We start from the raw sequence: 12,027 nt of genomic DNA on the forward strand, positions 1-12,027 counted from the left end.
TCCAGCGCATAACAGGTGATCCCACCGCGTTGAAATGCGTCTAATCTCTAAAATAACTCAACGTAATCAATAACTTAATTTTGGCATGCGTCTAAAATGATCCTAGGATCGCGATATCGACGCGTCTGAGATCGCCACAGCTATGCGTCCAGGAGACACAAAAAAAGCCCGCTAGAAGCGGGCTGATTGTCGTAGTGATCGTTTTTCTAGCGAACTCGAAGACTGAACATATTGAGGGGTTCGAGCTCGGATCGCTGATAGAATCTAGCTACCCTGCCTTCCTGTTCGTAGATTGGCTTGATCCCGTTCTTCGACAGCATTTTTTCGATGATGACAGGGTGCGTCTCCAGCTGGGCTGCGAGGTCCGCAATCGAGATATGGTTCTCGGCGAACCTCTCGACGGACTCAACGCTGATATACGCCTGCTTGCGCTTAGTCTTGATGTTCCGGTCGGCAGTGGTCGAAACGTACCCATTGTCGATGAGATACCGGATGGTCGGAGGCGCTACGCGGAGTAGGCGAGCCGCCTGCCTATTGTTTAACAGATAGCTCGGCACCCCGTGTGCGATGTCGTTCTTCCAGATCGTGCTGTGGACGTCCATCTGGGCACCCGCTACCTCATTCCCCGCGGCCTTTGCCGCTAGTCTCTTCTCTACGAAAATCTCCATGACCTCCGTCCAGTCGACAAGCAGATCGCTGAGACGGAACGCGTGATTAGGCAGTGCGCCGACATGCCGAAGGGAGCCATCGCGAACAAGGGCAATCAGTTCATCGGAGGTGCAAAAGCACCTCCTCGATGCGTCGGCGATAGTGGTGTATGAGCCACCATCGTCGAGGCTCAGCATGCCGACTTTGCTGAATAGTTTGGTTTGGAATTTGATGAGGTCCTCGTTGCGGATGCGTGCGAACTTTCTGCCATCGTTTTTCTGCTCTACCAGATCAATCATGCCTGCCTTCAGGATGCGCGACATGACAACTTCAGTAACACCGAGCCTCTCCCGCGCCTGCTTGCTCGTCAGGGTCGCCGTAGCGGCCTTGAGTACGGCGTTAAGCTTGTCGGCGTCGATGAGAACCTTGTTGAGGCGCGGCAGCGGATGCGCGACGAGACCGGCGGTTTCCGCGAGCTGCAGCACGCGCTCATCACTCATGCCGAATTCCGTGGATGCCGATAGTAACGTATGCAGATACCGACGGCGGGTGCGGAACACGCTGAGCTCGCCCGGGCCCAACGGAAGGTTTCGCTCGGAGATATTCTGAAACAGCTCGACGAACGCAGCACAGTCGGAGTTGTCACGGTTCCTGCGGAGCCAAAGGGCCAGCGGCCCGAACGGCATCTTCCGCGCCCCAGTGAGCCAGGACGAGCGCAACACGATGCTCATCAGGTGACGGATGGCGGTCTCGCCTTGAATGGCGAAGAAGAAGCCAACCTCAGCGTCGCCGAGATTCCAGGGCGCCTCGGAAAATTCGCCGAGGGCGGACCGGTATTTTTTGACGAACTGGCCAAGGTAAACACAGAGGTTGACGACAACATAAGCCTCGAACTGATCAAGATAGGGCTGTCGTGCGATGCCGAAGATCCGGTCATTCAGGTACACGTCGAGGTTGGACGGAGTTGAGGTCGTGGTCGCGCAATTTGCGTGGCCGCAGATCTCGGTCGCGTTCTCGGAGACATACCGGCTAAAGTCTCGACCGAACGTCTTTGAGTATGGTGCTTCTACGATCGGCTCGCTGTGAATAACGCACGTGCGGATAGAACGGGTCATCCAGGCAGCGCGCGTATAGGTGAGTGCCCCAGGGCGTCCGACACCAGTTTCAATGTCATGCGCCACGCAAGATGGGCAATAGCGATATCGATGGCCGACGCGAGACTCCTTGTCGAACATCGCCTCGCCAAGCTTCCAACGCAACGAACGTCCAAGCGTCCTCTGGGCGAATTTCGAAAGGCGCTCGGGTTCGACTCCTGACCATTTTGCCAGGCGTTCGATCGCGATTTCTTCACCTGCGGCAAGGTCCGTCGTCCTGATGCCGGCTGCCTCGACAAACCGCCGAACTGACGAATAGCCATTAGCATGTGCCAGCCTAGAAGGAAGGTCCAATGCGACTTCGTCATCATGAAAGGGTACGACAACTGGTAGGGTCATGTTCGTGCCTTCGTATTATTTGTGGTTGTCGTAGGTGGACGTGATTTCGCGCCAGTCGGGGCTCCTGAAAATGTTCAGGTCTGGATTGGAGCTGTTGGATTCATATTCGTTGGCGAAGTGGCGCGACGCGAGCTCAGAACGGCCCGCCCGAATTGCCCGGAAGCAGGCCTCCTGGGTCATCTCCACCATGATTCCAAAGCCTCCTTTGGAAGCGTGGCAGAGCCGCTCGTAGAACTGGTCCTCGCCCGAAGTGATGTCGTTGGCCAGACTTAGACCGCAGCCCTTCACGGCCACCTCCTCGAGGCAAAAGATGACCCACTTGAGATCGTCCGGGCAGGCAAGCGTGTCGAACGAAATCACCTTGCTGCGTCGGTCGATCTGATCTTCGGCGAGAAGCGCATCCAAGGTCGGCATCCCGGACACAATTACATGAAGAGGAAACTCCTTGATCTCGAGCATGCGCTTGAGCCATTCTTGCACTGCCCTGACCGTCGCCACGGTGTTCGAGCGGGTCGTGTGCTGCATCTCGTCGATATGGAAGACGATGGTCTCATTCTCCGCGAACTGCTCCAACATTGTCTTTCGCATGTCGCGGCCGTGCTTCGGGACAGGGACTCTCATGGCGTTAAGAGCTTCGGTCATGATGTCGAGCGTAGTGCTCTTGTCCGGTGCGGTGACGCTGACGACAGGCCTCGTCATACGGCCGTATTTGTTCATTTTGGGCTGGAACGCAGGATAGGTGGCGAGATGGTGCCGGAGCGAGAACGACTTTCCGGTGCCGGACTCGCCCATCACGAAGACCCCACGACGCGGCGACGCTGCTCCTGCGTGGAAATCCTTGACGTTTTCGTCGATGAAATCGAACCTTTCAAGGATCTGCTCTCCGCGGTTCCCGAGTTCGAGATAGGTCTTGCGGACCCGAACCTTGGTGGCACGGAAGCTGTCCTCATCGAAAAGCGTCGTCATCAGTCTTCTTCCCTTACGCGGTCAAACTTGGAAATGGTGGGTGCCGGCAGCGCGCCGGCGGGAGCCTCAGGTGCCGGGTTTGGCTGCGGCTTCGGGCCGTCTCGCAGCTCGTCGAAGACCTCGGTGATGTTCGGGCGGGTCGTGCCCGGCATCGGGCCCTCGTCGTACCCGGTATAGACCTGAGCACGGGCCGACTCGATCTTCTTCTGGGATTTCACGATGGGCGGCAGGTGGGAGCGCTTGGCGGCCGCGTGGCCCATCTCGCGCAGGCGATTGGTCGCCTGGTGGCGGATCGGGTTGTCCCGGTCAGTCTCTTCCTTGTTGCGGCGTCTGTCTTCCGCGCGGACGTCGTCCCACTGCTGGGCGGTCACGCCGTCTTCGAGCTCGGATTTGTTCTCAACCTGGAACCAGTCGCCGTCCTTGTCCTGGACCAGAATGCTGGCGATGTTGGAGGCGTCTTCCTTGATCTTGACGGGCTTGTTGCCCACTTCCTTGAAGAGCTCGATCAGATCGTCGTTCCAGTAAGAGATGTCGCGCCGGACAATGCCGTAGCTACCGATCGATGCCGTGCGGACCTTGCCAAATGCATCCAGCATCTGGCCGGAAGTCGGAGGGGGATCCCATTCGTATGTCGAGCAGGCATCAATCCAGACGTTGTGCGGCGATCGACCTCCGAGGGAACCGTGGGCCTTCAAGTGATAGATGTCGACGACACCGAGGCGGAACGCATCGACAAATTCACCAACAAGCAGCGAGGCATGCTTCCTGGCGTCATAGTCGCCCTTTTCGGCGATGCTGCTGAAAGTCCGCCCATGGAAGAACGCCGTCAGTTTCGGACCAATGACGTGGAACAGCGATTCAATATGGGGGCGCTTTTTCGGCTTCTTGGCGGGAGGGAAGGTCGGTTTGATACCGAGTGCGTCCAGAACTTCCTTAAACTCTTCCGAGATGAATGCAGAGCCATTGTCGACGTGCAACTGCTCCGGGCTGACGCGCTGCTTCCAAGTCATCGTGGCGCCCGCGAGCTGCGCATATCTGGTCTTGTCCGACATCACCATCCGCAACGTGTCGATGGCGGCCTGGGCATTCGGCTTCGGCACAGCGTGGACGGCGAGCACCGCACGCGTCGCGACGCAAATCGCCACCACCAACCAGATGCGAATCTTCTTCAGGAACTTGTGAAGTCCGGGCGGAATGTCTTTGTACTGCCCGGTCTTCGCGACCAGGGTGAGCATGTCACCCTTCCATTCGTCCATCTGAACGAGACTGCCGGGACGGACGTCGTGATAGCTGGCCATGTTCGGCGAGAAGTGTTCGCGTGCGTAGGCCTCACCGAAACGGCCAGCCATCACGTCGAATGCGGGAAACGAGTCGATGATCTCGTAGAATTTCGTCTTGCCAAGCTGATAGAGCTCGTCCTGCCCGCGCGCCTTACGACGCTCATTTTCAGCCCACAGGGCGGCGAGATACCATTCGAAGACGTCCATCTTCTCTGGCTTGAGGTCGCTTTTGAAGGCACCGGCCTCGTTCAATGCGAATGCGTAGGCCTCCGGAGTCCACGGAGCAGTCTTCTGTCCGGGGCCTTTGTGGCGAGGCATGATGGCGAGGATATTGCGTCCGGCGGCTTCGTATCGGAGGTACAGCCTGTTGAACTGCGAGGTCGAAAGCATCTTTTCGGAAGTTTCTCCGCCCTCCTTTTTCAAGACATAGTTCAGCTTTCGACATTCATCGTTAAGCCAGTCCTGAAACTTCGGGCTGGCATCCTCGCCACTAAGCTTCTTCTTGGAAACGTTGTCGCTTCGCGGCAGCTTTTCGCCGCGCAGGATTGCGGCGTTGTACCGATCCATGAGCTTCTTGAGCTTGCGACCAGCAAGCTGCTGCTTCTTCGAGAAGTCATCGAAGCCCTTGCCCGCGTAGATAAGGTCGAGATCCGCGATTGACTGAAGTTTCTCGCCGCGGACAATTTCGGCACCGTTACCAATCTTCTCGAGGATGTCGCCGTGCGTCCACAAAAACGGACGCGCATCCGGGCTCCGCTCCGAAACGAAATGGTATCCGGTCAGCAGACGGCCGGAGGGGATGTACCTCTCCCCTGCGACCACGAGACGATCAATCGACCGGAGACGGACGATTGCGGCGCTCTCCTGAGCAGGGGGAATGAGGTAGTCAAACATTCGCGCGTCCTTCGGGGTATTGATCGATGTGTGGGTTCAGCGGGCCGGGGCCTTCGCCAACCAGGTGAGCTCGGTGATGCGCTCGCCGACAGGCGCGACAAGGATCTCGAGATCCAGCAGGCACCAGATGGCGGCGCGGCGGAGCAGGGGATCGCTGCAGCCGCGCATGAGTTCGCCGAAGCGGAAGAACCCGTGCATGCACTCGATGATCTGCAGGAGCGAGTTCAACGCGACGTCGTCGTGGTGCTTGCGCGACCACAGGATCCACCGCGCGTTGTCAGCCGTGCTCCGGTTGCCGTATTTCTCGGTAACGAGACGGATGTTATCGACGACGTGCGAGACGCCACGTGCGAACATCCGCGCGATCATGTCTTCCATCAGTGCGCGCTTCTTTTCCATCTTGATGACTACGGCCTCGCGCATGCCGTCGGAGAATTCGAGGTAGTGGTCGCAGGTGTGATCGTGATCGACGCCATCGGCGTCCGTCCAAGGCAGCACTGGGTACTGCGAATAGATCAGCTTCACGTCGCGGCGAGCGGTGAACCGTGTGAGCGAGTGACGCTCTAGTTCACTTTCGGCGAACACCTTGATCCCCTTGAAAATCTGGGAACTGCGAGAGGATCCGGCGTTGCGCGTGGCGGGCTGGCGGGTTGCCAAGCCTGTCGTCGGCTTGCCGTAATAGCGCGTTTCGGTGGCTACTGGCTGCGCAGACTTGCGCGGTTCGTCGTGCCAGCGCCGCGCGGGGAGCTGGCCCGTATCGCTGATCGGTCGGCGCTCATCCAGAAAGGAGAGACCGGCAGTTTTCCGGCGGAGCATTTCGGCAACGGCCTTGCCGTAGACAGGGTTCGACATCTCAGCGGCCCTCCATCGACGATGTGGGTACGTCTCCGTCGGAAGCGGACGAGAGCGCATCCGACGGCGCGTCCGAGGTCTGGTTCGTGACCCTGACCACGCAAGGTGCGAGCTGCTGGATCCGCAGCTTCTGCGCGTCGGACAACGTGTTCTCGAGACCGAAGCTGCGCAACAGGACTGTCAGGTCGACGGGGACCTGCTCGAGCCCGTCGGGAAGGGTCTGCAGGAATTCGCTTTCGATAAGTCCCCGCGAGCGGGTTCGGATCGAGAGGGTGGATCGGACGGCAGTAGGAGTACGCGGCATATTTGCTCCTAGGGAAGGCTCCGGACGTCTTGGCTTGGAGCTGCGAGATGAGTGGATCAGGGGGTGGTCTCAGCGGCGCCCGCGCGTTCGCCCGGTGAGGGCGTCGGTGGCGAGCTTCCGTCCGCGTGCGATACGACGGCGGAAGGTGGTTTCGGAAGGAAGCTGCGTCAGGGTTCCGCAGGCGTCCATGACAGACCACTGGAGCTGGCGGTAGCTGTCGCTAATGGTCGGGCGGAGCACCGAAGCGAGGTGGCCGAAGACCGCCTCGTCGAAGAGACCCATAGTCTGATCGCGCTGGTCATTTTGTGCCTTGATTTCAAGGCGCAGGGAGGCCTCTGCGATGCGACGGAACACCAGTTCTTTGGCAAAGGCGGTCTTAGGGACGGGCGGGCGTGGGTAGTAGAGCTGATCCATGGGATCTTCCTTCGTGTAGGTTGATTTCTGGGGTGCTTGGGCTGAGCGGCAGCGGCTGCCTTGGAACGTCGTCCAGAGCTAAGATGGTGCCAACGGTGCTAGTTGTGGGCGGTCGGAAAGCCCGCAGCCGACGCGACCACCTTCTCGAACGCGTCGAAGGTCACGAGCTTCAACTCCGGTGCGCCGACCGAGCGCAGCACGCGATTGAACTCCGCAAACGATCCGGCCATCAGGTTCCAGAAGTCCCAGTCGTGCCCGGGCACGGAGAGCGCATCGCGCGTCATCAGTTCCAGAACCCAGCGTTCGAATTCGACCAGCTCAGGCAGGTGCTCTGCAGCTGATGTCGGGTCGGGCACATAGTTCAGGCGATCGCTGATCTCATTGAGGACGGAGGAGAGGTGCTCGAGGTCCATTTCGGTTTCCTTTCAGTATTTTTGCGATGGATCAGTTGAGTTGATGAGGCGACGGGATGGGACCGGCGACGAAGCCATCAGCACTTGCGCGCCATTCGACCAATGCGCCGAACAGTTCGTAGCTGACGATCTCGAACGCGGGCGCCTTGAGCGCTTCCAGCTGACGGTTCAGCTCGCTGACCGTTGATGCCATGACCGTCCAGATCTCGTGCGTGAGATCCGGTCGCACCTTGGCCGCAGCCAAGGCTTCGTCGAGAGTGCTACGCTCGTAGGCGTGATATCCCTCTCGATGCTGACCCTGCGGTCGCGACTTGGCGTAGTCTGCTGCCAGAAGGGCAATTTCAGCCAGGCGAGGGGCGGTCTCTTCGATGCATTCGTCCAGTACGGCGATCGCGCGCTTGGAGCCGAAGTTCATTGCGGACATAATAGTTTCCCTTTCTTTAGGTTCAGAGTCCGGAGCGGTCGACGAACGGCCGCGCGGTTTCGAAGATGGCGAAGCGGTCGGGGCGCTGCCCGTAGCGCATGTAGTCGACGAGGTCCGACGGCAGGCTCAGGATGAGGCGCCGGAACGTCGACGCGGAGGGCTTCGGCGTCGTGATGCCGCTGCGCTTCTCGTCCTCGTCGAGAATGTTGCAGACCTCGTTGTAGAGCTGGCGCATCGTCGGTCGCTTCGGATCCGCATAGGCCAAGGCGACGGACCGGAAGAGCGTCTGCTCGTCGTCCGAATAGTCTCCGGGAACGTCGAACGACGCCCAGGCACGAATGCTGGCGTGAAAGGTGCTCGGGATTTCCAGGCCGAAGAGGGAGGATGAGTGGGACATTGGTATTCCTTTCTGTAGCTTGAAGTCACTTGCTGAGGGTCGCGGGGACGAGCCAGTAGCCGAGAGCGGCGGCGGCGCTGGTAGCGGCGCTGTCTGAGGTTGGAGCTTCATCAAGTGGCTTCTTCAGAAGCACCGGAGTAAGCTGCATCAGGCGACGTCTCTGGGCGACGGACATCCGTTCCCAGATCGTGGGGGCGAGGACGATGACGGGGAGGCCGGGCCGTTTCGAAGTGGGGGTCATTTCCAGTATTCTTTCGTTTGGACACAGCTCCGCCGCCCGCGCCAATGACGCGACTGGAAGGCTGATGGGGTGGTCTGTGGTTAGTCGCGCTGCGCCAGGATGGCGAAGTCGCTATTCGAGGGGCGTCGGCAGACGACGACAGATCGAGCTGCGAAGCCGACGGCCAACGGGTCCGACCCGTCGAGAACGTCAGAGGTGGCTACCTTGGAGACATGCAGAAGCGACTGTTCACGCAGTGCGTTCTCAGCAATGGTCGTGTTGGTCGTCGGCATTGGTCGCCTCCACTGAACTCTTCCTGTCGTGTAACCGAAACGGAAAAACTCAGAAACAGACCCGCCGAAAATCTCACTAGCAGAACTTTTTAGAAGATTAGAAATGCCTAATGTAGGCTGGCCGGCACCTTGAGTACCACGAATGGAGGATCCTGAACTCAGATCCAGCAGAGGCTGAATAGATCAGCGTATTCGGATGGCGCGTATTTCAAGGTTAGACATTGGGTGTTTCCATACGTGCGTTGATGGAATGGCGAATCAGCTACATAATTATTCCGTAAATGTCTATATGAATATTTCGCGCTATTTGTATTGATTCAAATATTATTGAATGTAAGCTTTCGCGCGCTCGCGTATGTGTACGTTTAACGTGGGCATTATTAGGAATTGTCAACAATTTCAGCATTGATACTGAATCTTGTCTATTTCTGCTCTCCGAGCGCTCCGGCCTTGGTTTGCGGCTTGCGACACAGCATTCGATCCTTCGTTTCTAAGCGAATGGAGGGATTCATGGACGACAAGCTCGCGGAGCGCCTATCTGAGATTCACGAGACGGCGACGGAAACAAATCTGGTGCAGCGCCTGGCCGAGATTAACGAACATCTCGGACCGCTGCTGGACCAGTTGGGTGTGATTGCAGAACTACGGGAATCGATGGGCTCGACCCGCGTGCGATTTCTTCCTTTGGAAGACGATGGCTGGCGCTCCCCTGTTGAAATTATCTTCAAGGCTACTGCTGGGTGCGAGCCCTCCTGGCAGGATGCACATCTGAAGGTGGGCCTATGGGGATGCCGCAAGCTCGGTGATACCGGCTTCGTTTCCTGGAAGCGTTTCCATGTGGAGCGTCAGGAGATCAGGGGCGAAAACGAACAGGCGATGTTCCAGTGGCTACGCTTCGTACTGGAATATTATGGAACCGTCCCACCGTATGTCGGTGTACCGAACTGCATCGTGAACGAGAACTTTGGCGATCTTTACGAAGTAGCCACTCATTGGGCGCGCGACGTCCAGATCCTGCAGCTATATGGCGGCTATCAGAAAGAGCCACTCGAAGTGCTCAGGTTTACTGACGCGCGGGGACGCAACGTGGAGGTATCCACGCGATATCTGTCGGATGCGACCCTGAGACTTCGCATTGACGGCGCCCTGGTCGAAGAATTTTCGGAAATGGACCATTACAGGTTCGGGGTGACCCTGCGGCGACTATGCGACAGATACTACACGCCGGAAGACACCGCCCTCCGGAGTTGACGCTTATTCGTCGGGACGAAGGAGACTCCACTCGTACTCTTCGGCCTCGCGTTCCAACGCCATGAGATAATCGGTCTCCGCGTGGATCCTTTCTCTTTCCTCGCGGACTCTGCGTCTTCGCTTGTGGTTGGGTTCGACGATCGCGATCGGTTCTCCGCTCATCAGACGGTAGGCCTGGTTTTGAACATCCAGAGACCCTTTGGTGTGTTCGAGTGGCCACCGGCGCCCAGCCCCATTTAGGTTCAACATCTCCTTCTTTCCCAACCCGATGCGAGCAGGATCGATGACCTGCTCGGTCAGTGCCTGGCCGAGATCCATAAGTTCTCCCTCGAGGACGGACCTGATCGCCAGCCCCACTACCTTCGCCATGACAGGCGGCAACGCGTCGGCGATCATGCTGAGGACGCCATGCGTTTCAGCCAGGAACTTCCACGCCGACGGGAAGCCTTGAGCAACGGCGAGGACCTCGGTGGTGATGAATGGCACGAAGGTCCCGTCTTCGATCCGAGGATCGCCCACGGTGGGAAGGCATTCTGCGACTTCGGCTGTGTTGAAGCCTGCATCCAACCACGCCTTCGTTGAAGCCACCTTTTTCAAAACTGTCGGGAAGAGGTTGTTGCCGGGTTTACCCCGTTCCTGTTCCCAATCGTCGGCCCAGCGGTTGAATTTTTTCTGTTCCTCCGAGTTTGAGAGCTTCGCGACTCGGTCACGGGAAACCAATGGCCAGATGGCCTGCAGGATATTGCCGTTGACAGGCTCCACGGCTCGCGGGTCCGGGAACACCCCGAGGACATCATCGCGAATGCCGACAATAAACCCGTGGTCGCGAGAGTGGGGCAGGCCAAAATTCAATGGATCGAGACTGAAGCTGCGAACGCGATATTCCCCATCTCTCTGAAGACGCACGATGGTGCCGGCGAGATCTCGTTCGTCGGCGGTCTGCCTTTGTCCCTTGTCGTACTGGAACATGAAGCTCCGCGGCCGGATAATGTCGAGAGCTTCGAACATCATCGGAAACAAGTCGGGATTATCTTCGCTTCCATCTCCCGGTGCACAGGGAAGGCCGGCGGCGAGCAGATCGACACCTCGATACCGCCTAAGTCTGTTCTCCAGAGCTTCACTGACGTCTGCCTCCACGACGTGCCACGATGGCCAGTTCTTCTTCAAAGTGTCCGCGCGGTCGCCGCTCTTTTCAACGAGCGCAACGTGCTCGAACCCGGCGCTCATCAGTCCGATCGCGCTTCCTCCGGCTCCTGCGAGCAGCTCCAACACCTTCAGCTGTTTGCGTGGCGCGCGAGCGATTGGTCGCGCATCGGCCGTTGCAAGGTAGCCAATTGCGTCATGTAGCACATTCGATAAATACTGGGGTGGAGAAACATCGAAGCCGAAGCCGCCGTTATGAGCGAACTCACCATCGGCCAGCCTCTGCAGCGCCGCCAGGGCCGACCGCAGTTTCGTGGCTTCATCGAACTCAAGAGCATCCAGATCATCTTTGTCGACGATGCCGTTGACCGCGCCAAGGATTCGACGGGCAAGGGCGGAGATCGAGTCGAAGGACTCATTATAATAGGGGCTGTGCTGAAAGACCTCGCCCTCCGGCCAGTCTTCCGGATCCGCTGCCATCAGGTCCATGAACTCGGACAGTGCCGATTGGAGTTCTTCCACCTCGTTCTCGATTGCCGCCAATCTGGACGCGAACAATCTTTCGAGGAGTTTCGATCGGTCGTTCTCGACGCGTTGCTTTTCCTCAAGCGAATCCTGCCAGTGCCGCCCGATCAGTTGCTGAGCGTCGGCGATGTCGAGACACTTGTTATGCCGGAGATATTGGATTGCGTTGTTCTGCACGTCGGGGTGCGCAGCCGAGAGCAACTTTGCGGCTTCGATAGACATGGTGGCGTTGGGCAGCCACTCTTTTATATCGTCCGGCAGGGAGCTCAGGTATTTGACTAGACGAATGTCTTCGAGAGCAATGCCTGCATTCGAAGTGAGCAAGGATTCGACTGCAATTGAAGATGCTCGCGCGGTGACACCAGAGATTATGTTGGCTGCCTTCAGGTAGAGTTTGGCGATGTCGGTCTCGAGCTCTCGGAGTTCCGCGGCGGCGAGAGTAATTTGCTGATCGTTTCGAGCCATCTGCTGCAATCCATTCGATGTCCTGCGTGGAACAAGACCTATCGA

13 protein-coding genes are annotated in these 12,027 nt (G+C 58.2%); 1 reads left to right on the top strand and 12 read right to left on the bottom strand.

From position 1 onward, the window contains the following. Positions 1–206: 206 nt before the first annotated feature. The 11 genes from FHT29_RS03325 to FHT29_RS03375 all read right to left on the bottom strand — a co-directional run bounded on the left by FHT29_RS03325 (position 207) and on the right by FHT29_RS03375 (position 8,598). Positions 207–2,141, bottom strand: coding sequence for a TniQ family protein (locus FHT29_RS03325; protein WP_132526959.1), 1,935 nt, complete (start codon positions 2,139–2,141; stop codon positions 207–209). Between the two features lie 15 nt (positions 2,142–2,156). Continuing rightward, positions 2,157–3,107: an ATP-binding protein gene (locus FHT29_RS03330; RefSeq protein WP_132573126.1), complete on the bottom strand. Its 951-nt coding sequence runs from the start codon at positions 3,105–3,107 to the stop codon at positions 2,157–2,159. Continuing rightward, on the bottom strand, positions 3,107–5,281 hold the full coding sequence (locus FHT29_RS03335) for a DDE-type integrase/transposase/recombinase (RefSeq protein ID WP_168599124.1): 2,175 nt from the start codon (positions 5,279–5,281) through the stop codon (positions 3,107–3,109). The genes FHT29_RS03330 and FHT29_RS03335 overlap by 1 nt, the downstream gene beginning before the upstream one ends. A 36-nt stretch (positions 5,282–5,317) precedes the next feature. Further along, a complete protein-coding gene (locus tag FHT29_RS03340) occupies positions 5,318–6,133 on the bottom strand; it encodes a hypothetical protein (RefSeq protein WP_132573122.1) in 816 nt (271 codons plus the stop codon). 1 nt (position 6,134) lies between these two features. Then, a complete protein-coding gene (locus FHT29_RS03345) occupies positions 6,135–6,437 on the bottom strand; it encodes a hypothetical protein (RefSeq protein WP_168599125.1) in 303 nt (100 codons plus the stop codon). A gap of 69 nt (positions 6,438–6,506) precedes the next feature. Continuing rightward, positions 6,507–6,851 (bottom strand): hypothetical protein, encoded by a 345-nt coding sequence (locus FHT29_RS03350; RefSeq protein WP_168599126.1) that lies wholly within the window; start codon positions 6,849–6,851, stop codon positions 6,507–6,509. 98 nt (positions 6,852–6,949) lie between these two features. Then, a complete protein-coding gene (locus FHT29_RS03355) occupies positions 6,950–7,264 on the bottom strand; it encodes a hypothetical protein (protein WP_168599127.1) in 315 nt (104 codons plus the stop codon). Between the two features lie 31 nt (positions 7,265–7,295). After that, positions 7,296–7,688 (bottom strand): hypothetical protein, encoded by a 393-nt coding sequence (locus FHT29_RS03360; RefSeq protein ID WP_168599128.1) that lies wholly within the window; start codon positions 7,686–7,688, stop codon positions 7,296–7,298. Positions 7,689–7,710: 22 nt separating this feature from the next. Further along, the gene (locus FHT29_RS03365; RefSeq protein WP_168599129.1) at positions 7,711–8,085 is read right to left on the bottom strand and encodes a hypothetical protein; all 375 of its coding nucleotides are present in this window, start codon (positions 8,083–8,085) and stop codon (positions 7,711–7,713) included. A gap of 25 nt (positions 8,086–8,110) precedes the next feature. After that, positions 8,111–8,326, bottom strand: a complete 216-nt coding sequence (locus FHT29_RS03370; RefSeq protein ID WP_168599130.1) for a hypothetical protein — start codon at positions 8,324–8,326, stop codon at positions 8,111–8,113. Between the two features lie 80 nt (positions 8,327–8,406). Next, a complete protein-coding gene (locus FHT29_RS03375) occupies positions 8,407–8,598 on the bottom strand; it encodes a hypothetical protein (protein WP_132573108.1) in 192 nt (63 codons plus the stop codon). A 510-nt stretch (positions 8,599–9,108) separates the two neighbouring features. Here FHT29_RS03375 and FHT29_RS03380 point away from each other — a divergent pair. Next, positions 9,109–9,849: a hypothetical protein gene (locus FHT29_RS03380; RefSeq protein ID WP_168599131.1), complete on the top strand. Its 741-nt coding sequence runs from the start codon at positions 9,109–9,111 to the stop codon at positions 9,847–9,849. 3 nt (positions 9,850–9,852) lie between these two features. On the opposite strand, the gene FHT29_RS03385 is transcribed toward FHT29_RS03380, so the two are convergent. Further along, positions 9,853–11,982 (bottom strand): DNA cytosine methyltransferase, encoded by a 2,130-nt coding sequence (locus tag FHT29_RS03385; RefSeq protein WP_168599132.1) that lies wholly within the window; start codon positions 11,980–11,982, stop codon positions 9,853–9,855. Positions 11,983–12,027: the final 45 nt, after the last annotated feature.

It is taken from the genome of Rhizobium sp. SG741, assembly GCF_012275435.1.
Taxonomy (GTDB): domain Bacteria; phylum Pseudomonadota; class Alphaproteobacteria; order Rhizobiales; family Rhizobiaceae; genus Rhizobium; species Rhizobium lusitanum.